Origin of the sequence: Geminocystis sp. NIES-3708 (assembly GCF_001548095.1) — a bacterium.
In the GTDB taxonomy this organism is placed as follows: domain Bacteria; phylum Cyanobacteriota; class Cyanobacteriia; order Cyanobacteriales; family Cyanobacteriaceae; genus Geminocystis.
Map to the genome: position 1 here is coordinate 3083268 of NZ_AP014815.1, position 25114 is coordinate 3108381.

The following is a 25114-nucleotide window of genomic DNA, read 5'->3' on the forward strand; positions in this document are numbered from 1 at the left end:
ATATTTCTAAAAATCTAATAAATCCATTTTAATTGACTGACTTATCTTCATCACTAATTTTCGGATTAACTAAGATGGGTTCACCAGTTTCAGGACATAATTCATACGTACCCTTTTCCAACCCGTGTTTAACCGCAACTCTTTCATCAAAAACAAAACATTCCCCTTCCCATAAACTCTCCTCTGAAGGGATTTCTTCTAAATATTTAAGAATACCTCCTTGAAGATGATAAACCTCTTTAAAACCTTTACTTAACATTAAAGCAGTAACTTTTTCGCAACGAATTCCCCCAGTACAAAATAAAGCAACTTTCTCATCTTTTTCTGGATTTAAATTACTGTCTATATAATCATTAAACTCTTTAAAAGAATTAATATGAGGATTTTCTGCTTTTTTAAATGTTCCAATTTTTACTTCATATTCATTGCGAGTATCAATAACTTTTACATCTGGTTGAGAAATTAATTTATTCCAATTTTTAGGTTTGACATAAGTACCAACTTGAATATTAGGATCGGCTTCAGGAATGCCAAAAGTAATAATTTCAGGCTTTATTTTAACTTTCATTCTTTCAAAAGGGATACTTTCTACTATGGCATATTTAATTTCTAATAATTCATAGTTAAGAATTTTTTTTATCTTATTTATTACTATTTCGAGATCTTCTTTTTTTCCAACAATGTTAGCATTAATACCTTCTTTTGCAATTAAAATTGTACCTTTAATCTGCTTTTCATTACACCATTGTAAAAATTCAGTCTGTAAATCCACAAGATTATCTAATACTAAAAACTGGTAAAAGGAAGCAAATGTAAAATTCATAAAACTTATTTTTATTTCCACTGAAAAAATATAGAAACACTATTCTATTATAATTAGTTTAATTAAGCAATTTATCTTCAATAATATGGCAACTTTAAAAATAGGCGATCATGCACCAAATTTTACACTATCTTCAGCCACTGGAGAAAATGTTAGTTTAAACGACTTTCTCGGTAAAAAAGTAGTAGTTATCTATTTCTATCCTAAAGACGATACCCCCGGATGCACTGCTGAATCTTGTGCGTTTAGAGATAATTATGATGTCTTTACTGACGCTGGTGCTGAAGTTATCGGTATTAGCGGTGACTCCGTGGCATCTCATCAACAATTTGCTAGTAAATATCAATTACCATTCATTTTATTAAGCGATTCTCAAAACCAAGTCAGAAAATTGTTTGATGTTCCAGCAACTCTTTTTGTGTTACCCGGTAGAGTTACTTACGTTATCGATAAAAAAGGTATTGTGCGGCATATTTTTAATTCCATGTTAGATTTTCAAGCCCACGTAGATGAAGCTATAAAAACTATTCAAGCACTTTAGGTTAAATTCAGATCGGGGAAAAAAACAAAAAGAAAATCTTATCTAACACCCAGAAATTTATGAGTTTGCAGACTTAAACGCCATTGGGGATGATTGAGAATATAATCAAAAATCAGCTCTTGACTATCAGGATTTTCCCACTGGGGTTGTAAATATTTGGGAATATTAATAGGCAGTTTTTGTGCTTCAGATTCTGCCCACATTAAATCATTTTGATCATTAATTACTATTTTTAATTCACTAACCTGATTATAAATACTTTCATGGGGTTTTTTATAAGGTTTAGGAGAAAAAGTCACCCAATCAAATTCTCCAGAAAATATATGAGATCCTGAAGTTTCTAAATGAGTTTTATAGCCTAAATTTTTAAGACTTTTTGTCAGAGGAAACAGATCATGTAATAAAGGTTCACCACCAGTAATAATGATATGTTGAGTATTAATATTAGTTAAATTATTTATTATTTTTTCTAGTGTTAAGAAAGGATATTTTTTCATAGACCAAGTTTCTTTTTGATCACACCAAGGACAATAAACATCACATCCTGCCAAACGAATAAAAAAAGAATTTTCTCCACTCCAAAAACCTTCACCTTGTATAGAATGAAACATTTCGACAATGAAGTATTGATGCTCTAAGTTTGTTTTATTATTGATTAATAACATTTATTTTATAGTTTGTAAAACATTAATTAATAGAAAGATTGTTAATTTATTATCGTGGAATATATCAAAAAAAATTTGATTTCTACCTATAAATAAGCTAGCACGCACTTAAGTATAATGGTGGAAGTAGGCACTCTTGCAACGAATAAGATTTCTTAAAATTTTTTACCAAATTTAAAAGATGCAATTTGAATACGTTTTAGCTTAACTTATTAAGGATAAAATGAAAATTATGCAGATAATAAAGCCTCCACAAATTCATAGCTAGAAAAAGGGCGTAAATCTTCAATTCCCTCTCCTGCACCAATAAAGCGTATGGGTAAATTTAATTGTTGAGACACGGCAAGGGCAACACCACCTTTAGCCGTGCCGTCTAATTTTGTTAAGACAACTCCCGTTAATTGTGCTGATTCAGAGAATACTTGAGCTTGTCTGAGTCCGTTTTGTCCTAAAGTGGCATCTAGCACTAATAATGATTCGATATGAGCATTTTCTGCTTTTTTATCTATAATTCGGCGAATTTTGGCTAATTCTTCCATTAAATTCTTTTTATTTTGTAATCTTCCTGCGGTATCAACTAACAATAAATTAGCATTTCGTGCGATCGCCGCATTAATACCATCAAAAACAACAGCCGCAGGATCGGTATTTTGTCCTTGATTAGAGATTACAGGAGTATTGGTTCTTTCACCCCAAACCTTTACCTGTTCAACAGCCGCGGCTCGAAAGGTGTCAGCGGCGGCAATAACACATTTATAACCTGATGTTTGTGCTAAGTGAGCTAATTTGCCAATAGTCGTGGTTTTTCCAGCACCGTTTACCCCTGTTAAAAGCCAGATGTTAAGTTTTCCTTCCACCGGCTCAAATTGAGTCTTGGTAAATTTTTTGAGGGGCTCATCTAATACTTTTTGTAAAATTTGCTTCAAATAGGCGATCGCTTCTTCTGGGGGTAAAGCTTCCTCTTTAAGTTTATTTTGTAGAGTATTGATAATATAATCAGTGGCTTCGATACCTACATCAGCACTTAACAACATCGCCTCAATTTCCATTACCGCCTCTTGATTGAGAGGTCCTTGTCCGACAACAGATTTCAACTGATTGATTAAGTTACGACGAGTTTTACCTAAACCTTGACGTAGTTTTTTGAGCCAAATAAACTCATCTTCTGACACATCATCGGCTGAACGTCCTTGAGAGGCTAAAACTTGAGCAGACCAAAGAAAATCTTCGTCTAGCTCTTTTTCAAACTCAATAGCAGTCTCTTTTAATACCTCTAGTCGATCAGATTTTTGCAACCAAGCAGGGATATTTTCTTCAACTTCGTCAATTTCTTCAACTATTTCTTTTTCATCGATAGCGACAGTAACATCTTGATCAATTAATGTTTCTGACTCAATATTATCTAATTCTTCTGCTACAAATTCAGGGGTTATTTCTTGTTTACTAATTACCTCTTGTTGCTGTTTTTGTTTTTGAATGTTAGCAAATGCTGCCTTTGCCCATTCTAATGATTGTTGATCAGCTACAGAAGTATTTGTATTTTGTTCTTCTGTTTTTGTCTGTTCCACTGTTGAATAATTTTCTACCACAGGAGATGTTGTTTGTTTTTCTTCTTTATTATCTTTATTACGACGAAACCAATTAAACATAAAAATTATAATTACTATACTCTAAATATTTCTTACTTTATCTTATTTTCTCAACAGACTAGGGTAATGATGAATAATTCAACAAACTTTATCATGTTGTGTTCATTAATCAATGATCTTATCCCTCTTTTGATGGTACTTCTAAGGTGGTATCACCGCTCAAACCAAAGGCTTCATGAACAGCTTTTAAGGCTTGAATACCTTGACTTTCAGAGACAACACAACTAATTTTAATTTCAGAAGTCGTAATCATATAAATATTTATATGTTCCTGTGCTAATGCTTCAAAAAACTTCGCGGCAACCCCCGGAGAACCAATCATTCCTGAACCCACTATACTTACTTTAGCGATATTTTCATCGACAACTATTTCTCTAAATTGAATGTCTGATTGTAGTTTATAAAGAGCATTTCTCGCTAGTTGTGCATCTTGTTGTGCAACGGTAAAGGCAATATCTCTCATAGGAATACCATCTACTAAACGGCATCTTTGAGATTGAATAATCATATCAACGCTGATATTTTCCTCTGCTAATATTGCAAAGATTTTCGCCGCCATACCGGGTATATCAGGAACAAATAAAATCGCTAATTGAGCTTGATTTTGATCTAGGGCAACTCCTCTTACTGGTACTAAGTTTGTACTAGATCCTGTTTGTTCTTGTAAAATACTAGAACTATCAATCTCAAAAGCCTCACATAAAGCGGCGATCGCCTGATCACATTCATCTTGATCAACAATACAACTAACCTTAACTTCTGAGGTAGAAATCATTTGGATATTAACACGGGCGGAAGCTAAAGATTGAAACATTTTCGCTGCAATACCCGGTCTTCCAATCATACCTGCTCCAGCGATAGCAATTTTAGCAATTTTTTTCTCTACTAAAATGTCTGTATTTCCATTTTCATCTAATATAGGTGCGATCGCCATCGCTACGGATTCGGCATGAGGTAAAACACCTTTAACGACTGTAAAAGCAATATCATTACTATTTCCTTCGTGAATGGATTGAATAATTAAGTCCACATCAACGTTTTGACGGGCAATTTCCCCAAACAGTTTTGCCGCAATCCCGGGGCGATCGGCGACCCTTAGAAGAGCAATTTTCGCTTGATCTGAATCAAATTGAACGGCATCAACTGCTTTAGTAATTTCTAACCCAACAAGAGATCTACTTTGATTAGGGGGAGAAATAACTTTAGTACCGACATCATTAGTCCAACTAGATTTTACCACTAAGGGCATACCAAAATTACGAGCAATTTCCACGGCACGAGGATGTAATACTTTTGCCCCCAAACTAGCTAATTCCAGCATTTCATCACTGGTAATTTCCGTCATTAATTTCGCTGAAGGTACGATACGAGGATCTGTCGTTAAAATACCAGGCACATCAGTATATATTTCACAACAATCTGCTTGAAGGGCAACAGCTAAAGCGACAGCAGAAGTATCAGAGCCACCTCTACCTAAGGTAGTAATTTCTAAGTTTTCTGAATTAGTGATCCCTTGAAATCCAGCGACGACAACGACTTTACCTTCTGCTAATTCTCCATTAATACGATCAGATTTAATTTCTAAAATTCGTGCCTTACTATAATTTGCTTCTGTGACGATGCCGACTTGTGCACCTGTTAAAGAAATGGCGGCTTGTCCGATTTCCTGTAGCGCCATACTTAACAAAGAAATAGAAACTTGTTCCCCAGTAGAAAGTAACATATCCATTTCTCGACGACTGGGATTCGTAGAAATTTCCTGGGCTAATTTTACCAAGCCATCAGTAGTTTTCCCCATAGCCGAAACTACTACTACCACTTGATTTCCTTCTTTGACAGTACGAGAAATTCTTTGACTAACGGATTTAATCCGATCCGTTGAACCTACTGAGCTACCACCATACTTTTGGACAATTAGCGCCATGTTTTGAGATTTTATGATAACAATTTCCTGATTAATAGTAACAAAATTTGCCACCTTAGAACAATAAACTTGGATAAATAATAGTCAAAGAAATTGATTAGGGGTAGAAGATAATAAGACTGTTACAATAGACATAGCGAAATCTAAATTAATGGCAATTCATGAATGTTTTTTCTTCTGCTAAACCGATTAAATCGACCGAAAATAAAAATGATTTAATTCTTTGTAAACCTCATCAAATTGAACCAGAATTAATTGAGACGTGTAAGACTCAAATTTTAGCCAGTGATAAAGCTCAAAAAATGGCAGAGTTTTTCAGTTTATTAGGGGATTCTAACCGTTTGAGAATACTCTCAGTATTGGCACAACAGGAGTTATGCGTGTGTGATTTAGCGGCAACTTTAGACATGAGCGAATCAGCAGTATCTCATCAACTGCGAACCTTAAAGGTTATGCGTTTAGTCGGTTATCAAAAAAGAGGCAGAAAAGTTTTTTACCATCTTTTAGATCATCACGTTTTAGAATTATATCGTTCTGTAGCTGAACATCTTGATGAAACTGACTAAAGGTTTAATTGATTTAACCAAAGATAATTTTTTTGCAAATCATGGCAATTCTTAGGGGTGAATTGGTTTCACCCAAATCATGGTAATTAATAACATTTACTCAAATTAGAATGAGTAGGGTTTGCTGAATAAGTAGAAAGTTATTTAAAATCAAATTCATCACACCCTAAACAGAAATTATTTATGACATCCACAACCATTATGAGAACAACCTTCTCCGTTTTGATGTCCCTGTGCACAAGCCGTAGAACAGAAATACTGCCCGTCTTTTTCTAACGCACTACTAATATCAACAATACACAAGCATGAAGGACAAGCACATTTCATTTGGGTAACTGTTGCTGTAGTCATAGGATTTTTCTCCTTAAAATTTTATTTTGATCTGTGAAAAATTATTTAGATACTTTTATTATACACAAAAACATGAATATATGTTCAGGTATTAAGTTTTATGATCAAAAGATGTCTGATGATGAGAACTTTATTTTGACTGCATTGTGCATCCTTGTGATGATAGGATTATTTAGGTTGGCTTCTTCAACCAATTATATTACTGAGTATGTCAATGATTCGTTGTTAATAGTTTTAGATGAAAATAAATACTTTGACTGTCAACAGAAAATCTTGGTTTCGGGCTTTATTTAGGCTCAATACTTCGATTTTACCCGATGTTTGGGAAAAATCATTGTTTTTTGGTTTCTTTACTTTTGTGATTTATATTCTCAACCATTTTGGTTTACCTTTAAATAAATCTTCTTTAACTAGCTTAATTCCAACTATTGTCTTAAGTTTATTATTAGTATTTCGCACTAATTCCGCTAATGAACGTTTTTGGGAAGGCAGAAAGTTATGGGGTATGATAATTAATACCCTCAGAAATCTGACATGGCAAATTTGGATTAATGTTAAAGAGGTTGATGCTGATGATAGACAAAGAAAAATTGCTACTCTTAAGCTATTAACCGTCTTTGCTATCTCAACTAAAAATCATTTACGAGGAGAGGGTATAAATGACGAAGTCAAACCTTTGTTATCTTTGAATCAATATCATCATCTACAAACCAGTCAACATATACCTTTACAAATAGCAGCTTATTTAGGAGAATATTTGAGGGAAGAATATCAACGCCATAATCTTGATCGTTATCAATTAATAGCGATGCAACAATTAATTAATATCTTAATCGATATGGTCGGAGGTTGTGAAAGAATTTTAAAAACTCCTATTCCTCATTCCTATAATATTCATCTTCAACAATTTTTATTTTTTTATTGTCTATTATTGCCTTTTCAATCCATTGAAGCGTTAAGATGGATTAGTATTCCTTTTGTAGCAATTGTTAGTTATGTTTTATATGGTATTGAAGCCATTGCTAATGAAATTGAAAATCCTTTTGGTCTGGATGAAAATGATTTACCATTAGATCAAATATGTCAAAATATTAATCAAAATATTCAGGATTTTATTCTTAATCAAGATCGAGAATAATCAATAATTAATGATTAATGATGAACAATTAATGCTGAATAGATTTTAAATAATAACTATAATGAAACAATTTTTTAAACAAACTTTAGCTAGTTTTGTCGGTAGTTTAGCTGGATTATTTTTCTTTTTCGCCTTAAGTGGAGGCGGATTATTAATTTTTATTTTAGCTTTATTATTATCAAATAATAATCCAAAAATTGAAAATCAATCTGTATTAGTTTTTAATCTTAATACTCAAATTAATGATTATCAGTCTGGTACTGATTTATCCTCAATTTTAAGTGAAAATAATCAAACTTTAACGTTGAGGGAAGTAACTACTGCCATCAATAAAGCGGCGAAAGATAATCGTATTAAAGCTTTATACTTAGACGGAAGTAGGGGAAATATTACTGCTGGTTATGCTAATTTAACGGAAATTAGAAATGCTTTAGAAAATTTTAAAGCTAGTGGAAAAAAAATCATTGCTTATAATGTTTCTCATAATGAAGCAGATTACTTTTTAACTTCTATTGCTAGTGAAATTAATTTGAATCCCATTGGTGAATTAGAGATGAATGGTTTTGCCTCTTCTCAATTATTTTTTGCTTCAGCTTTAAAAAAATATGGCATTGGTGCTCAAGTAATTCGAGTAGGAAAATTTAAGTCTGCTGTCGAGCCTTTTTCTCTTGATAATTATAGTAAAGAAAGTGAAGCTCAAACTACAGAATTAATAAAGGATTTATGGGATTCTTATTTGGAAAATATTACAAAAAATCGTCCTTTAAAAACAGGAGAAATTAATAATATTGCTGATAATAAAGGTATTTTATTGGCACAACAAGCACAGGATTTAAAATTAGTTGATAAATTGCGTTATCAAGATGAAATTATTACTCAATTAAAAGATATTACTAATACAAAAAATCAAGATTCTTTTCGAGAAATTACTATTCAAGATTATTTAGCGGCTAATCCTGCTGATGATATTAATAGTAATAATCAAATTGCAATTCTTTATCTTGAAGGTTCTATTGTTGATGGTGAAGGTAGAATTGGTGAAATAGGAAGTCAGCGTTTTGTGGCGGAAATTAGAAAAATTCGTCAAGATAAAAATATAAAAGGCGTTATTGCAAGGATAAACAGCCCCGGAGGAAGTGCTATTGCCTCAGAATTAATTTTAAGAGAATTACAATTGACGGCGAAGAAAAAACCTTTAGTTATTTCGATGGGAAATGTTGCCGCATCGGGTGGTTATTGGATAGCTACCGCAGGAGAAAGAATTTTTGCTAGTAATAATACTATTACAGGTTCGATTGGTGTACTTAGTATTTTATTCAATGTAGAAAAAATTGCTCAAGATAATGGTATTAATAATGGCGTAATCAAAACTAATGAATTTGCGAATCTTGGTAATGGTTTTAATGCTAAAAATGAAGCTGAATTAAATATTTTTCAGCAAAATGTAGATCACATTTATGAGTTGTTTTTAGAAAGAGTTTCTACAGCAAGAAATTTACCCATTTCTAAAGTAGCAGAAATTGCACAAGGTAGAGTTTGGTCAGGAAAATCAGCTCAAAAAATTGGTTTAGTTGATGAAATTGGTGGATTAGATAAATCTATCGAATATTTAACTGAAAAACTCCAATTAAATAATAACTATCAAGTAGTATCTTTTCCTGAACAAATAACTTGGGAAGGACAATTATTGAATAGATTAAGTAATAGTCAAATAAATAGTAATTTTAGTGATAAAGAAAAATTAGCTCAAATAATTTGGGAATTAAATACCGAATTACAATTAACTAATATTATTGAAAATCCAAATCAAATTTATACCATTTTACCCTTTAAATTAAATATTAAATAATTAAGAATTAGAAATAGCTTTTATTTGTGCTAAATCTAATATTTCTGGGATTAAATCCTCTTTTTTAACTGCCATTAAATGCACTCCTTGACAAATATTTTTTGCTAATTTTATTTGCTCGGCGGCAATTTTTATTCCTTCTTCTAGAGGTTTTTCAGCTTTTTCTAGTCTTTTAATTATGGTTTCTGGTATGTTAACTCCTGGCACATTTTTATTAATAAATAACGCATTTTTTGCACTTTTTAATAAGAATATTCCCGCTAAAATTGGGCGATCGCATCCTATCGCAACTTGATTCATAAACAGATCTAATTTATCAAAATCAGTGATTAATTGACTTTGAAAAAACTTCGCTCCTGCTAATAATTTAGCTTCAAAACGACGCTGTAATCCTGACCAGCTATTAGATTGAGGATCAACGGCAGCACCAGCAAACAAGTCTAAATTACCATCAGTTAAAGGCTTATTATTAATATCAAAACCTTTATTTAATTGCTCAATTAACTGTAATAATCGAACAGATTCAAGCTCAAAAACTGCTTTAGATTTGGGATGATCTCCTGCCTTTAAAGGATCACCCGTTAAAGCTAAAATGTTTCTAATTCCTAAAGCATAAGCACCCATTAAATCGGCTTGTAAAGCAATAGCATTTCTATCTCTACCAGTTACCTGACAAATCGGCTCAATTCCCCTTTGTAAAAGTAAATAACAAGCGGCGATAGATGACATTCTCAAAACAGCACGACTACCATCAGTAATATTAACCGCATGAACACGATTTTTTAATAATTCTGCCACCTCTAACATTCTTTGAGGATTGCCACCTTTTGGCGGTGTTACCTCGGCTGTGATTAAAAACTCTTTATTGGCGATCGCCTTTTGAAAATGATTCATTATGTTTTTGTTAAAGAGAAGTAATAATTAGGAGAGACTAGAAGACTAAGAGACTGGGAGATAATTATTAATTTTGCCCATTACCCTTATAATTGTTAACTGTTAATTACCAAATATCCCAAAGCATTTTTAACTCGTTTTAAGGTTATATTTGCGACATTTTCAGCTTTTTCTTTTCCTTCTTTTAACACAGAATCTAAATAAGTTTTATCAGCCATGATTTCCTGATATTTAGTTTGAATAGGAGTTAAAGCATTAATAGTGGCATCGGTTAACAAAGGTTTAAATTTACCCCAGCCCATGTCGCTACATTCTAGGGTTACTTCTTCTTTACTTTTACCTGTTAAAATACCATATAATCCTAATAAATTATTACATTCAGGGCGATCATCTGCAAAATTTAAGCCCATAATGGGATCAGTTTTACATTTTTTGATCTTTTTCTTAATATCATCAGGAGTATCTAATAAACTAATTCTACTTAACTCCGAAGGATCAGATTTAGACATTTTTTTGGTGCCATCAGCAAGACTCATTATTCTTGCACCTTCTTTTCTGATTAAAGGATCTGGTATTTTAAATATAGGTTTATCTTCAGCAGCAAATTTATCGTTAACACGAATAGCAATATCTCTAGTTAATTCTAAATGTTGTTTTTGATCTTCTCCAACGGGTACTTGATCTGCATCATATAATAATATATCTGCCGCCATTAAAATAGGATAATCTAATAAACCAACACTAACATTTTCCCCTTGTTTAACGGCTTTTTCCTTAAATTGGATCATTCGTTCTAACCAATTAAGAGGCGTAACACAGTTTAATAACCATGCCAATTCACTATGAGCAGTAACATGAGATTGAACAAAAATAGTAGAATATTTCAAATCGATACCACAAGCTAAATATAAAGCGGCGATGGTATAAGTGTCTCGTGCTAAAGTAGCAGGATTATGAGGCACTGTAATAGCGTGTAAATCAACGACACAGAAAAAATTATCATAGTCAGGTTGCAATTCAACCCAGTTACGAATAGCACCTAAATAATTGCCGATATGTAAATTTCCTGTGGGTTGTACTCCTGATAATACACGCTTTTTGGTCATTTTTTTGGTTAAAAGTTATTTAAGTGAATGTAGAAACACTATGAATTCCATGGGAAATTATAGCATTTAAGTTACCAAATTTTACTGATCACTCATTACTCACTCATTATTAATTATTACTTATCTTTTGTTTTCCCATATTCATAAACTAAATTAAAAAAATCTCTAACTGTAGGAATTTCCAATCGATCTTTTGTTGTAATTAAAACAACTTCTCTTGTTAATTGACTATTTATTGAATAATTTGACGGCATATTAATAGGAATAATAGCTAAAGTGGGATCTAATTTCGATTCTTGTAATGCCAATTCTGGTAATAAAGCAATTAAATTTCCTTGACGAATCACCCCTCGAAAAGCATCTAAGGTATTTAACTCCATTGCTACCTCTAATTCAAATCCGTTACTAGCAAATATATCTTGAACTATGCGTTGCATACCATAACCGTCTTTAAAAATTACCTGAGAATATTTTGCTAATTCGGCAATCGTGACATTTTTTTGTGTGGCTAAGGGATGATTATTAGATACTAATACTTGAATTGCTTCATAATATAAATGTTTAACTATCATATCTGAACTAGAAGTTAAATATTTATTATTCATCACTAAAGCTACATCGACTAAACCATCTCGTAACACTTTTAAAGCTCTATCACTACCTAAAGCAGTTACTCGTAATTGTACTTGAGGATGATTTTTGCAAAAATCCTGTAAAAGAGGTGGTAAATAATAAGCACATACAGAATGAATAGCGGCAACACACAACTCTGGTTGCTCACCGCCAAGTAATTCTTGAATTTTTTCTTCAACTTTTTCCCATTCCTGACAAATACGTCTAGCATGAGGTAAAAGTTTTTCGCCACTTACAGTTAATTTTGCCTGTGCTTGACGATGAAATAAAGCTGTTTTTAAATGAACTTCTAAACCTTGAACTTGACGACTAATAGTCGATTGTGTCACTCCACAAAGCTTCGCTGCTTGTCCAAAACTACCTGTTTCACTTACTGCTAGAAAAGCTTTGATTTGTTCGATTCTCATAAATTATTATCAATTTTGCCTATTTCTTTACACCTCAAGTTAATAGACTATAGATTCAGTTGCGAACGATTCTGTAACGATTCATACCAATAATAATTAACAATTCACCATTAATTACTCCTCAATCTATTTCTTAGGAGTAAGATAAAGATAATATCTCCCAATCAAATAAATCCACAAAAAAATGACTAATTTGCTCGAACAATTACGTTTATACACAGTTGTAGTTGCAGATACTGGAGAAATCCAAGCCATCGAAAACTTTACTCCTAGAGACACCACTACAAACCCGTCTCTTATTACTGCGGCGGCACAAATGCCTGAATATCAAAACATCGTTGATGATACCCTCAAACAAGCTAGAGAAGAATTAGGAAAAAAAGCCGATACAGATATAGTTGTAAAACTTGCTATTGATTGGTTAGCCGTTGCTTTTGGGAAAAAAATATTAGATATTATACCCGGAAGAGTCTCCACCGAAGTTGATGCTCGTTTATCCTATGATACTCAAGGAACAATCGAAAAAGCCCGTTATTTAATATCTCAATATGAGAAAGCAGGTATAAAAAAAGAGCGAATTTTAATCAAAATTGCCTCTACATGGGAAGGAATCAAAGCCGCCGAAATTCTCGAAAAAGAAGGTATCCACTGTAATTTAACTCTTTTATTCGGTTTTCATCAAGCCGTTGCTTGTGCCGAAGCAGGAGTTACCTTGATTTCTCCTTTCGTGGGTAGAATTTTAGACTGGTACAAGAAAACCACTGGTAAAGATTATATTGGTGCAGAAGATCCCGGTGTGCAATCTGTTACCGAAATTTACAACTACTATAAAAAATTTGGTTATAAAACGGAAGTGATGGGAGCAAGTTTTCGTAACATTAGTGAAATTTGTGAGTTGGCAGGTTGTGATTTGTTGACAATTTCTCCGAAACTATTAGAACAATTAAGTAATACTGAAGAAGATTTACCCCGTAAATTATCCCCAGAAACGGCTCTAAACTTAGATATTGAACAAATTACTATCGATAAAGAAATCTTCGAGAAGATGCACAAAGAAGATAAAATGGCATCAGAAAAGTTAGAAGAAGGCATCATTGGATTTACCAAAGCCTTAGAAACTCTTGAGCAACTTTTAGCCTCTCGTTTAGCCAGACTAGAAGGTGACGAGACTTTAGCCCATGCAGTAGGTGATATTTTTCAAGTATATGACCTAGATGGTGATGGTTTCATTACCCGTGAAGAATGGGCAGGTGCTGATGCGGTATTCGATGCTCTTGATATTAATCATGACGGTAGAATAACTCCTGCAGAAATGGCTTCTGGTTTAGGTGCGATACTATATTTAGCAAATGTAAGTTAAATAATTAACCATTAACAATTAATAATTTTATCTATTAAACATAATATTGATCATAATAATATGAAACATCAACTTAAGAGTATAATTCTTTCTAGTGTTACTTTATCTTTAACTATTTTACCGTCGAATGTTTTGGCTAATAACTTAATTAGTCAACCGCCTCAACTATTAGCTCAAAATCAAGAAAAAAATTATTGTAAACCAGAAGAAAGTCTATTTTTAAGTGCAGAAACAAAAAACTTTTGGCTGAATATTTGTGGGGGAGATTTACCTCGTTATTATGTTGGCGTTAGTAAAAAAAATGGTAAGCGTATTCGTTTAGTTTTAGATGATTATGATAAACAAGGAAATTATTTTTCCGCTTATAATGGGAATGTTAATTACTTGATTATTTTTAATACTCCTAAAGGTAGTTTTTTAACAGTTACAGAAGGAAAAAAAGAGTTATTTCGAGAGCCTTTAATTCGTTGGTAAAATTAAATTATTTTGGCTTTATTTTTTATATAAACCCACTAATGTGGCAATAGATATAGCTGGAAAAAGTTGACCACATAATCCTTCTAAAATACTCAACATCATGGCAAAATGATTGACAGGCGTTATATCACCATAACCGATAGTTGTTAAAGTAACAAAACTAAAATGCAACAAATTAATATTAACCTGTGTCGATTTCGATTCGGGAAAATTAAAAGCATTTACATCAAAAAAATAGATTACTTTATACAGTAAAAACCAGAGTATTCCTAACATAATATAAATACAAATCCCTCCTCTAATTACATCCTTATTAACTGTAGTTTCTAAGTGAACTTTTTGAGAAATAGCGGTAATAGACAGAATCAAAAATATACTATCAAAAGTAGTAGTAATAATCGCTAATAATTCTGATAAATAATTTTGATTATAAATATTAATTAAATCTGTTAAAAGAGATAATGCTGCAACGAAATAGAAAATTCTAATAATTACTTTAGGAAAAATTAATGTATTAATTGCAGAAATAATAGTCAGGAAAAAACTTAAAGGAAGGATAAAATTAATAACAGGAAAATATTCTGAAAAAGGAATAATAATAAAAAATATTATTAAGTAAATAAGAAGCTGTGTATATTTATTTTTATTGGATATTTTCACGGTAAATTTTAATCAATTAAAACTTAAAAAATTATTGAATATAATATTTTTATTAAACTAAAAAATAAAATTAGTTTTGATGATCAATAATATTTATATTTCAAAGATACCAGAAAAAATAAAACAAAAATGATTAATTATCAAATATGGCAGTGGCAAGGTTTTAATATTGGTTATCAAAGTTATGGAGAAATAGGAGAGGTAATCGTTTTCATCCACGGTTTTGGTGCAAATAGTGGACATTGGCGACATAATTTACCATTTTTAGGTCAAAATTATCGTTGTTATGCCATTGATTTACTGGGTTTTGGTGCATCCGCTAAACCAACTCCGGGGCAACCTTTTTATTATACTTTTGAAACTTGGTCAAAACAAGTTGCTGATTTTTGTCGAGAAATAGTGAAAACTCCTGTTTATTTAATTGGTAATTCTATTGGTTGTATCGTAACCATGCAAACTGCTGTTGATAATCCTGATTTAGTTTTGGGTATAGCCGCACTTAATTGTTCTTTAAGATTATTACACGATCGCAAACGAGAAAGTTTACCATTTTATAAAAATGTCGGTGCAACAGTGATGCAAAAATTGTTGACAAATAAGAGTATAGGGAACTTTTTTTACCGACAAATTGCGAAACCAAAAGTAATAAAAAATCTTCTTTCCCAAGCCTATCAAAATAAAGAAGCTATTACCGATGAATTAATAGACATAATTTATAAACCTTCTCAAGATAAAGGAGCGTCAGATGTGTTTTTGGCATTTACCGCCTATTCTGGTGGTGCTTTACCCGAAGATTTATTGCCTATTCTACCTTGTCCAATAACTTTTTTTTGGGGTACAAATGATCCTTGGGAATCCATTGAATTAGGGAGAGAGTTAGCCAATTATCCTATGGTAAAAGATTTTATTGAGTTAGAAGGTTTAGGGCATTGCCCTCAAGATGAAGCTCCAGAAATTGTTAATCCTTTGTTAAGACAATGGTTAGAAACTCTTGAACATTAGTTATTTTAAGAGCATTGTGGGCGAATATCCTTCGCCTCACAATTTATCATAATCTTTATTTTTTAGGTAACAAAGCGATAGGATTAACGGCTTTTTGACCTTGAGGATGAATTTCAAAATGTAAGTGAGGGCCTGTACTAAATCCAGTACTACCCATATTGGCGATGTGTTGTCCTTGTTTTACGAATTGCCCTCGACGTACATGAATCTTACTGTTATGAGCATAAAGAGTAACTGTACCATCAAGGTGTTGGATTTTAACTAAGTTACCAAAACCACCAGAATTCCAACCAGCGGAAATAACTTCTCCTTCTGCCGCCGCTACAATAGGAGTACCGACAGGACCAGCTACATCAATTCCTTTGTGCATTCTACCCCAGCGCCAACCATAACCAGAGGTAAATACTCCTTGGGCGGGCCAAATAAAACCATTAAAAGGACGACTATTATCTGGTAAATAAGGATCAGGGGAATTAATTTGTGGTAAATCAGGGGATACCATTTGTCCTGCAGAAGGAGTTACCATTGGGTTATAGTATTCTACTTGAATCGGTACAGAACTCATTAAGTTACCAGAAGAAGGCCCTTGATTTGTCTGGGGATTAGGAGCAGGATTAATAATTCTGCTATTTCTGCGATCTAAATTTTGATTAAAAGAAGTTCTCGTGTTACTAATTAAAGTTGGTCGTTCTACATTACCCAGAGTTTCTAGAGGTTCTGTTTCAGTCTGTTGTACGAAAATTTCTTCATTAACTGAAGTTACAACAGGTATATTAATGGAGTTATTTGCTCTATCAGAATTATTAATTACAGGAGCAATATTACTTCTTTGCTCAACCTCTACAGGAATAGAGATAGATTGAGGCTCATTTTTGATATTTACTGGTGCTTGAAATTCAACTTTTATTGGTATTGACAAAGAGTTTTCTTGAACAACAGTAGAAGTAGAAACTTCATTAGATGCAATTAGAGAAGGATTATTCAGAGTTTGAACTGAATTTTGTGGAGGCAGATTCGCTGTTTTAACAACATTGAGTTCTACTGTTTCCGTTGTTACTTCTTCTAAGGGTGTCACTTGAGCATCTTTTGCAATAGTATAAGTGTTATTTGTTACATTATCTATGGCAGTGGATGAGAGATTATTGCTCAATTCGGAGTCAATAGTGTTGGATGCTTCTACTAACATTGAGACTTGTTTAACACTGTTAACCAATAAAGTCGGCTTGGAAAGCTCTAAACTTTCGGTGGGTAAAGTGGAGGTAGCTGCTTTAGCAGATTCAGGATAAACGATTAACCCTAAAGCAATTAATAAAATGCCCTGAGATAATTTTTGTGATTTTGATTTTAGATTCATGTACAATTTCCTTTTACTCGTCACACTCTAAATTTTTGAGAGCAAACTATCGAGTTAGCGATAATCTACCATGAGAAACATTAAATTATTATTATTTTTAAGTGTAAATTCTAGCTCAATGTATCAAGAAATGTCACTTTATTTTTAAATTAATGATATAAATTTCTTATACTTTGATTTAATGTTCTTAAACCAAAATTCAAAAAAGTTCAGCTATAACAATTACTATCAAAAACTTTAGCTAAAATAAATCAAGTAAGATCAATTTAGTAAATTATTATCTATTTTCTTGTTATTTAAAAGCATTTATTACAATTGATAATTTTTTTAAATAACTTTTTGTCGTTTAATATTAAGAGGAAAAAATCAATTATGTCCTATTCTTTCGACATTGTTGGAGTCACACCTATTTTGGACTTTTTCTATTATCAACAACAAGTAGAACAAAATCCAAAACGTAGTAAAGCCTATCTTGGTAGTTATCAATGTACTTTAGATAGTTTTATTCAATCTACGCAAATGATTCCCAAAAAACCTGACTGGAATTGGGATCAAGTCACTGAAAGTATTGTCAATTTTTGGTTAGAGCAAGAAGAAACCATCGAACAATGGAAACAAACTTTTGAAAATTCCAATCCACAAAATTTGATTATTGCTAGAGTCGCAAATGTTAAATGGTTAAGACAGGAGTTTCAATCATTATTGTAAAGTAGTTAACAATTCATGATAAGAAAACCTGAACAGTTAATAAAATTAAATGCAGTTTTTTAATTGTTAATTGTTAATTATTAATTATTACGGTACGATCATCGAACCAATACCATCATCTGTAAAAATTTCTAGTAACAAAGCATGGGGTAATCTTCCATCAATAATATGTGCCGCTTTTACTCCTTGAGCTAGCGATCGCACACAACAATTGACTTTGGGAATCATGCCACCGCTGACAACTCCTTCATCAATTAAATCTCTTGCGTCTTGAATAGAAAGTTTATAGAGTAAAGTAGAAGGATCTTTATAATCTTCTAAAATTCCGGGTGTATCAGTAAGTAAAATTAATTTTTCAGCACCTAAAGCGGCGGCAATTTCTCCAGCTATGGTATCAGCATTGATATTATGAGCTTGACCTGTATGATCAGCCGCAACACTAGAAATAATTGGAACATAACCACTTTTAACTAAAGAGTCAACTAAGCTACTATCAACGCTGAGGACTTCTCCCACAAAGCCAACCTTTTCCCTATCAACGGATCTGGCTTGGACTAAATTACCATCTTTACCACAGATGCCGACTGCTCTACCTCCAGCATTATTCACCATAGTTACTAATTCTTTATTAACACGACCCACTAGCACCATCTCGACTACATCCATAGTAGCCGCATCGGTCACTCTTAAGCCATCTTTAAATTGAGGTTCAATACCTAATTTTGTCAACCATGTGTTAATTTCCGGTCCACCACCATGAACAACGACAGGGCGAACTCCCACAGAAGCCAAAAAGACAATATCACGGATAACATATTCTTTGAGAGTACTATCTTTCATCGCCGCACCACCGTATTTAATAACGATCGTACGCCCTGAAAATTTTTGTATATAAGGTAAGGCTTCACTTAAAACTCTAACTCTCGTGGCTTCTGTTTCTTGTATATACTCGCTTTCTTTTTTATCCTTTGTCATATTTTTTATTAACTTTATTTCTCAAAAAATTACATTACTGAATAAGGTGACATAAAAATTGTTCATAGATAGCTTTTTTATGTACTTAATAAGCTAAAAATCTCCAGAAAAACCATAAAATACCTGAGTTCGATATAAATTTTTTAGGAAAGATTAGACGACAAGACTAAAAAACAACAAGAGAATTGACTTAAAAAATATTAAAATTGATTTTAGACAATTATTTATCAAATTGAATTTTCTTCGGTGGGTAAAAGTTGGTATATCATCAGTCTTAAATCCTTCTTTTTCAAAGTTTTTTAGGTTATGAATTGTTAAATACCTTGATAATAATCTCTTGTACCTTTTGCTGACATTGCTTCATTTAAACGATTAAGAGCATTAATATAAGCAGAAGTACGCATATTAACGCCAAATTCTTGAGAAATACGCCAAACAACTTCCGTTTCCTCAATCATTCTTACTTTAAGTCTTTCCTGAACTTCTGTTAAACTCCAATATAAACCGTTACGATTTTGTACCCACTCCAAATAACTAACAGTTACTCCTCCAGCATTAACAAGAATATCAGGAAAAACATGAATACCTTTAGTATTTAAAATAGCATCTGCAGAAGAAGTAATTGGACCATTTGCTACTTCAAATATATATTTTGCTTTAACGTCATGGGCATTTTTTTCGGTGATTTGTTTTTCCAATGCCGCAGGAATTAAAACATCAACATCAAGAGTTAATAATTGTTCATTAGTAATTACTTCATGATCAATAATATTGCAAACACTGTCTTTACAGTAAACCCCAGTAACGGTGAGATGATTTTGCTTGTATTGACGAATACTAGGAATATCTAAACCTTGGGAAGCATAAATTCCCCCTTGAGAATCACTAACGGCGACGACTTTATAACCTGCTTTATTGAGTAGTTGTGCTATCTGTGCTCCAGCATTACCAAAACCTTGCACTGCAATAGTTGTTTTTTCGGGAATCTGACCAAATTTGGGTAAAACAGTATTCATGACATGAAAAGCACCAGTCGCCGTAGCAGTGTCTCTACCTTGACTACCACCCATGGTTAAAGGTTTTCCTGTTACCACACCGGGGGAAATACGACGACGAATAATACTATATTGATCCATCATCCAACCCATAATCATTTCGTTGGTATAAACATCTGGTGCGAGAATATCGACATCTGTGCCAATAAAATCAGCGATGGCTTCAATATAACCCCTACTTAATCTTTCTAACTCAGCCCTAGATAATTCTTTTGGGTTAACAGTAATACCACCTTTAGCCCCACCAAAAGGAAGATTCAATAAAGCACATTTAAAAGTCATCCAAAAAGCTAAAGATTGCACTTCATCAAGAGAGACAGAAGGATGATAACGAACTCCACCTTTACCTGGTCCTCTAGTATCATCATATCGTACTCGATAACCTTGAAAAATTCTCAACGAACCGTCATCCATACGTACGGGAATAGAAACACTAAGACTAGCTTTAGGATATTTCAACCTAGAAAACGCATCGTCAGAAATTGATACATATTTCAAAGCCTGTTCTAATCTGACACTAGCATCTGCCAATAAAGATTGAGACATAATTTTAATTTCCGAAAACTCTCTAATATTACTTTTATTTAACCATTTTCTGATTACCAAAAGAACTATTATTTAAAAGGGAATATCATCATCGTCAAAATCTTCAACTTGAGGACGATTAACAATTTTCACATCAGAAATTTTTGATTCGATAGTTTTTGTTTCAATCAAAACAATTTCACCATTAAGACTTTTCGCTAAATTTTCCGCTGCATTTTTAGCTGTAAGATTTTTATTTTGTTGGATAGAAGGAGTTATTTCCGCAGAAGATACGGGAGGTTTATTTTTAGGTTGTTTTAAGGGAATTACATTATTGATGGGTGGATTATTTTGATTATTATTAACAAAAGGATTCTCTGATACCGATTCATTTAATTTTGTCTCAGAAATATTTTCTTTTGATTCTTCTTTATTTGACTTTAAATTTTTATCCTCAAAGAAAAATACTGTCATCGGTTGCCCGAAAACTTTTTGAAAACTATTTTCTATCTCTTTTTTGTTTTTATTTCCAACTTCTAAGAGAAATTTACTACCGACACTAATTTTAATTGCATTACCTTCGATACTAGAAATATGACAATTTTGACGGAAAAAAGATTTTGTAGTCATCAAATTAATGCTATTAGCAACCTTTTCTTTCACATCAATAAAAGAAGTTAAATCGACTTTTTCGATATTTTCTGGGATGGTTTCAATCGTTTCAGTTTTTGGAATTGAGGGGGTTGGTGGTGCCACATTATCGGAAGATCTTGTCATAGTTTGATTCTTGACTACTGCTGAAGATGTTGTAATTTGATTACTCATCATTGTAACAGTATTCTCATTAGCAGATGGTAAAAGACTTAATAAAGTTATTTCTAACCATAGTCGAGGTTGGGTTGTGTTTTTAATTTGTACTTCACTGTCTTTAAGTTTTTTTGATCCCTGTAAAATGGTGCTTAATTGCCAATTAGGTGCTTCTTTGATCAACTTTGACCAAATTTCAGCCGTAATCGCTACTAAATCATTCCTTTCAGGTGCTGTTTTTGCAATTAAGAGGTTTAGATAAAAATTAGCTAAATTTTGTAATACAGTTAAAGGTTCTCTTCCTCGATCTAACAGTTTTCGACATTGAGTTATTACTGTTTCAGGATTATCAGTAGCGATCGCTTGTATTAATTCTAATAAATCTTGTTCAGATACTGCACCAACTAAATCCCAGACTTTTTGAGGTGTAATGGTATCCGATAATAGGCTAAGTTGATCTAATAAACTTTGAGCATCTCTCATACCACCATTGGATAATTGTGCAATTAAAGTTAATGCTTCAGTGGTTATAGCAATATTTTCTTTGATGGCAATATCTTGCAAATGATTTACCATTGCTTCTAAAGGAATACGGCGATAATCGAATCTTTGACATCGAGATATAATAGTAGGTAATACTCTTTGAGGATCTGTTGTTGCTAAAACAAAAATAACTCTTAAAGGTGGTTCTTCCAAAGTCTTTAAAAGAGCATTAAAAGCAGCCGTACTAAGCATATGACACTCATCAATAACATATACCTTATAACGACATTGAACAGGGGCAAATTGAGCTTTTTCGATGATTTCTCTAATATTATCAACTCCTGTATTACTAGCGGCATCGATTTCTATGACATCTAATGCTGAACCATTTGTGATACTTCTACAGGCTTCACATACCCCACAAGGTTGAGCAGTAGGACGATCACTTTCAAGACAGTTAAGAGATTTAGCTAAAATTCTAGCACTAGATGTTTTTCCCGTACCACGAGGTCCACAAAAAAGATAAGCAGGAACAATTTTCTCACTGTTGATAGCATTAATCAGAGTTTGGGCTATGGCTTCTTGCCCAGCTAATTGAGCAAAGGTTTGAGGTCTGTATTTATGATGTAAAGGCTCGTAAATCATGGGTAATTAGGAGTTAAGGAGACTAGGAGAAAATGTTTATGTCTTTTTGCCTTCTCTTATTTTTAATTATTAATTGTTAATTGTTATTATCCATTATGATTAAATATTAAAATTTAAAAAACCGCTTTTAATAAAGAAAAGCAATGATTAGAAAATTACAAAAATGGCTCAAATTACAATCTGACACCATTGAAGCTCATAATCCTCTTGAGAGTGAAAGTGATAATCATCACTCGCCGACTGAAATTTCATTATCTCACAATTCAGAAAAATCTTTGAAAGATAGAGATTTAGAATTCCTTTTTCATCAATTATTAGAAGGAGTCGTTAATGGTTGGCAAGAAAATCGGATTGAACAATTTTTTCAGAAGTTACAGCCAAAAATTACAGTTGAAATATGGCTTGATTGGTTACAACGATATCGTAATAAATTAGTTGTCTCTCCTGCACCTCATAATCACTTTGCGGCGAGAATGATCATTTTAGGTGAAAAAACTGCTTCTTTACCGTTTCTTCGTGCTGTTGGCGATTTAGCCTATGAAATTGGGAAAGAATTATTAAATCGAGCGGAAAATAATTCCTTAGCTGAGTCTTTGCGACATAATCTCAATAATGACTCTCAAGATTCTAATGTCATTGAAAATCAAGAAAATTCTGAGCCTATTTCTTTAGGAGATGTTCTTCATTTATTACAAAATGACCCCGATTTTGCTGAAGATACTGCTCGTCAATTGGGTATTGATACAAAAGATCCCGGTATCATCATGGAAAAAATAGTTCAGGAAAGTGAGTTAATTACTCCTATTACTCCTATTACTCCTATAGATTCCGTTTCTTCTGATACTGTTAATGATTTGTTTAATCTCGGTTTGGAAAAAGCCTCTACAGGAGATTTAGAAGGTGCGATCGCTTATTGGGATCAAGCCTTATCTATCAACAATAACTTTTCTCAAGCATGGCATAATCGAGGTAGTGCATTAGCTTATTTACAACATTTTGAGGAAGCCATAAAAAGTTTTGATCGTGCCATTGCTTTAGATGTAAACTATCATCAGTCGTGGAATGATCGTGGGAATGCCTTATATAGTTTACATCGTTGGCAGGAAGCCGTTACTAGTTGGGATCGTACTCTAGGATTAGAACCAAATGATTATCAAGCATGGTATCATCGTGGCTTAGCTTTAGAAAAACTCAATTTATTTTCAGAAGCGATAAGTAGTTTTCAAAAATGTTTAAGTATTTATAATAATTATACTCCTGCTCAAAATGCTGTAAACAGAGTTTTAAAAGTGATAAAGGGCAAAGGACAATAATTAAATTAACCAGTAATAAAAGATTTTCAATTCTATTTTATTAACTATGGACTCATCTCAATGGCAGTGGCAAGAAACAGAAAAAGGAAGTTTTCTCACCTGTAAATTATTGGCAGATTGGCAACATGGTTTTTTTTCTAATCATTTTCACCAACAATCGCCAGAAGTTTTGATTAAATATCTTCACCCTCAAGCTTCGAGTTATCGAGTAAAGCAAATTCACAGTAATATAGTGGTATCAACAAATACTATTAATGATCATCAAGTTAGTAATGATAATTTAGTGGAAGCAGATGGAATTATAACAGAAAAATCTTTACAGTCTGTTTGGTGTGCTAGTGCTGATTGTACGCCTGTATTAATTGCTGATTCTCATACCGGTAAAGTTGCAGCTATTCATTCAGGGTGGAGAGGCACATCTACACAAATTGTGGCTAATGCGATCGCACTATTTCAATCTCAAGGCAGTAAGTTAGAAAATTTATTATTTGCTTTAGGTCCTGCTATTGATGCTAAAGTTTATCAAGTTGATAAAGAAGTAGCGATAAAAGTTTTAAATACGATAATCCCTGATGCTAAAAATTCAGATTCTGAAGATCTTTTAACACAAGGTTATGAATTCCCTAATCAAGTAATTATTCTTGATGATGAAGTCAATAAAGTTAAATTAAACGTTACTCAAGTAATTAATTTACAAATTCAAAAACAAGGCATCTCTCCTGATAATATTGCCATCGCACCCTATTGTACTTATCAAAATCCTGAATACTTTTTTTCTTATCGGCGTACTCACGAAAAAAATGTACAATGGTCAACTATCATATCCTGTTAAATTTAATATTAAGATTTGTATCTTAACTCAGTGAATTTACTTAAAAAAAAAAATCATCTTTTATAATCGAACATACGCAAAGTTGTAAAGTTAACTCAACTAAGTGATTCTCAAAATTTAAACAGGAACACATTATGAGTATTAAAGATAGAGCGAAGGCAACAGCCAAAAATATTGAAGGTAAAATTCAAGAAGCCGTTGGAAATATAACAGATAATCCAAAAGCACAACTTGAAGGTCAAGCAAAACAAGTTGAAGCAAAAGTTCGTCACACGACTGAGAATATCAAAGACGAAATAAAAAAAATTGTTGACCAATAGCTTTTTTTAACACTATTTAAGATTTTTTAGAGAATAAATAGTTAAAACATTT

General features: G+C 32.6%; 23 protein-coding genes and 1 pseudogene. 11 read left to right on the forward strand and 13 right to left on the reverse strand.

Annotated elements, in window-relative coordinates; all coding sequences use genetic code 11:
• Positions 1 to 28: 28 nt before the first annotated feature.
• Entirely contained in the window at positions 29 to 823 is a 795-nt protein-coding gene (locus tag GM3708_RS13535; protein WP_066348016.1) for a rhodanese-related sulfurtransferase, read from the reverse strand.
• Between the two features lie 85 nt (positions 824 to 908).
• Here GM3708_RS13535 and GM3708_RS13540 point away from each other — a divergent pair, with 85 nt between their 5' ends.
• On the forward strand, positions 909 to 1364 hold the full coding sequence (locus tag GM3708_RS13540; protein ID WP_066348018.1) for a peroxiredoxin: 456 nt from the start codon (positions 909 to 911) through the stop codon (positions 1362 to 1364).
• 38 nt (positions 1365 to 1402) lie between these two features.
• Here GM3708_RS13540 and GM3708_RS13545 read toward each other — a convergent pair whose 3' ends face one another.
• The 3 genes from GM3708_RS13545 to GM3708_RS13555 form a co-directional block, all read right to left on the reverse strand.
• Complete coding sequence (locus GM3708_RS13545) at positions 1403 to 2029, reverse strand: 7-carboxy-7-deazaguanine synthase QueE (RefSeq protein ID WP_066348021.1); 627 nt, start codon at positions 2027 to 2029, stop codon at positions 1403 to 1405.
• A gap of 230 nt (positions 2030 to 2259) precedes the next feature.
• Complete coding sequence (ftsY, locus tag GM3708_RS13550; protein WP_066348023.1) at positions 2260 to 3678, reverse strand: signal recognition particle-docking protein FtsY; 1419 nt, start codon at positions 3676 to 3678, stop codon at positions 2260 to 2262.
• A 118-nt stretch (positions 3679 to 3796) separates the two neighbouring features.
• Positions 3797 to 5602, reverse strand: coding sequence for an aspartate kinase (locus GM3708_RS13555; RefSeq protein ID WP_066348025.1), 1806 nt, complete (start codon positions 5600 to 5602; stop codon positions 3797 to 3799).
• Between the two features lie 161 nt (positions 5603 to 5763).
• On the opposite strand from GM3708_RS13555, the gene GM3708_RS13560 reads away from it, so the two are divergent.
• Positions 5764 to 6168, forward strand: a complete 405-nt coding sequence (locus GM3708_RS13560; protein WP_082714124.1) for a helix-turn-helix transcriptional regulator — start codon at positions 5764 to 5766, stop codon at positions 6166 to 6168.
• Between the two features lie 177 nt (positions 6169 to 6345).
• On the opposite strand, the gene GM3708_RS13565 is transcribed toward GM3708_RS13560, so the two are convergent.
• A complete protein-coding gene (locus GM3708_RS13565; protein ID WP_066348031.1) occupies positions 6346 to 6519 on the reverse strand; it encodes a metallothionein in 174 nt (57 codons plus the stop codon).
• A gap of 238 nt (positions 6520 to 6757) precedes the next feature.
• On the opposite strand from GM3708_RS13565, the gene GM3708_RS13570 reads away from it, so the two are divergent.
• Both GM3708_RS13570 and sppA read left to right on the forward strand, forming a co-directional pair.
• The gene (locus GM3708_RS13570; RefSeq protein ID WP_066348032.1) at positions 6758 to 7657 is read left to right on the forward strand and encodes a bestrophin family protein; all 900 of its coding nucleotides are present in this window, start codon (positions 6758 to 6760) and stop codon (positions 7655 to 7657) included.
• A gap of 61 nt (positions 7658 to 7718) precedes the next feature.
• Positions 7719 to 9506, forward strand: a complete 1788-nt coding sequence (sppA, locus tag GM3708_RS13575; protein WP_066348033.1) for a signal peptide peptidase SppA — start codon at positions 7719 to 7721, stop codon at positions 9504 to 9506.
• Here sppA and GM3708_RS13580 read toward each other — a convergent pair whose 3' ends face one another.
• The 3 genes from GM3708_RS13580 to GM3708_RS13590 all read right to left on the reverse strand — a co-directional run bounded on the left by GM3708_RS13580 (position 9507) and on the right by GM3708_RS13590 (position 12546).
• Positions 9507 to 10400, reverse strand: coding sequence for a methylenetetrahydrofolate reductase (locus GM3708_RS13580; protein WP_197671667.1), 894 nt, complete (start codon positions 10398 to 10400; stop codon positions 9507 to 9509).
• A gap of 95 nt (positions 10401 to 10495) precedes the next feature.
• On the reverse strand, positions 10496 to 11506 hold the full coding sequence (gene trpS, locus GM3708_RS13585) for a tryptophan--tRNA ligase (protein ID WP_066348036.1): 1011 nt from the start codon (positions 11504 to 11506) through the stop codon (positions 10496 to 10498).
• Between the two features lie 116 nt (positions 11507 to 11622).
• Positions 11623 to 12546, reverse strand: a complete 924-nt coding sequence (locus tag GM3708_RS13590; protein ID WP_066348038.1) for a LysR family transcriptional regulator — start codon at positions 12544 to 12546, stop codon at positions 11623 to 11625.
• Positions 12547 to 12730: 184 nt separating this feature from the next.
• On the opposite strand from GM3708_RS13590, the gene GM3708_RS13595 reads away from it, so the two are divergent.
• A complete protein-coding gene (locus GM3708_RS13595; RefSeq protein WP_066348040.1) occupies positions 12731 to 13906 on the forward strand; it encodes a transaldolase in 1176 nt (391 codons plus the stop codon).
• Between the two features lie 60 nt (positions 13907 to 13966).
• Positions 13967 to 14380, forward strand: a complete 414-nt coding sequence (locus tag GM3708_RS13600) for a hypothetical protein (RefSeq protein WP_066348042.1) — start codon at positions 13967 to 13969, stop codon at positions 14378 to 14380.
• Between the two features lie 18 nt (positions 14381 to 14398).
• Here GM3708_RS13600 and GM3708_RS13605 read toward each other — a convergent pair whose 3' ends face one another.
• Positions 14399 to 15043, reverse strand: coding sequence for a potassium channel family protein (locus GM3708_RS13605; RefSeq protein WP_066348044.1), 645 nt, complete (start codon positions 15041 to 15043; stop codon positions 14399 to 14401).
• Between the two features lie 129 nt (positions 15044 to 15172).
• Here GM3708_RS13605 and GM3708_RS13610 point away from each other — a divergent pair, with 129 nt between their 5' ends.
• Positions 15173 to 16045, forward strand: a complete 873-nt coding sequence (locus GM3708_RS13610; protein ID WP_066348046.1) for an alpha/beta fold hydrolase — start codon at positions 15173 to 15175, stop codon at positions 16043 to 16045.
• 55 nt (positions 16046 to 16100) lie between these two features.
• On the opposite strand, the pseudogene GM3708_RS19825 reads toward GM3708_RS13610, so the two are convergent.
• Positions 16101 to 16547: pseudogene (locus tag GM3708_RS19825) on the reverse strand (M23 family metallopeptidase); the annotation flags it as partial.
• Positions 16548 to 17771: 1224 nt separating this feature from the next.
• Between GM3708_RS19825 and GM3708_RS13620 the strand changes: the two are divergent.
• Entirely contained in the window at positions 17772 to 18107 is a 336-nt protein-coding gene (locus tag GM3708_RS13620; protein ID WP_066348051.1) for a hypothetical protein, read from the forward strand.
• 87 nt (positions 18108 to 18194) lie between these two features.
• On the opposite strand, the gene argB is transcribed toward GM3708_RS13620, so the two are convergent.
• From argB to GM3708_RS13635, 3 genes are all read right to left on the reverse strand, one after another.
• On the reverse strand, positions 18195 to 19082 hold the full coding sequence (argB, locus tag GM3708_RS13625; RefSeq protein ID WP_066348054.1) for an acetylglutamate kinase: 888 nt from the start codon (positions 19080 to 19082) through the stop codon (positions 18195 to 18197).
• Positions 19083 to 19396: 314 nt separating this feature from the next.
• A complete protein-coding gene (locus GM3708_RS13630; RefSeq protein WP_066348057.1) occupies positions 19397 to 20683 on the reverse strand; it encodes a Glu/Leu/Phe/Val dehydrogenase in 1287 nt (428 codons plus the stop codon).
• Between the two features lie 72 nt (positions 20684 to 20755).
• Positions 20756 to 22597, reverse strand: a complete 1842-nt coding sequence (locus tag GM3708_RS13635; RefSeq protein WP_066348058.1) for a DNA polymerase III subunit gamma/tau — start codon at positions 22595 to 22597, stop codon at positions 20756 to 20758.
• A 143-nt stretch (positions 22598 to 22740) separates the two neighbouring features.
• On the opposite strand from GM3708_RS13635, the gene GM3708_RS13640 reads away from it, so the two are divergent.
• The 3 genes from GM3708_RS13640 to GM3708_RS13650 all read left to right on the forward strand — a co-directional run bounded on the left by GM3708_RS13640 (position 22741) and on the right by GM3708_RS13650 (position 25062).
• Positions 22741 to 23910: a tetratricopeptide repeat protein gene (locus tag GM3708_RS13640; protein ID WP_066348060.1), complete on the forward strand. Its 1170-nt coding sequence runs from the start codon at positions 22741 to 22743 to the stop codon at positions 23908 to 23910.
• Between the two features lie 46 nt (positions 23911 to 23956).
• On the forward strand, positions 23957 to 24742 hold the full coding sequence (gene pgeF / locus GM3708_RS13645; protein WP_066348062.1) for a peptidoglycan editing factor PgeF: 786 nt from the start codon (positions 23957 to 23959) through the stop codon (positions 24740 to 24742).
• A gap of 134 nt (positions 24743 to 24876) precedes the next feature.
• Positions 24877 to 25062, forward strand: coding sequence for a CsbD family protein (locus tag GM3708_RS13650; RefSeq protein WP_066348065.1), 186 nt, complete (start codon positions 24877 to 24879; stop codon positions 25060 to 25062).
• The last annotated feature ends 52 nt before the right edge of the window (positions 25063 to 25114 follow it).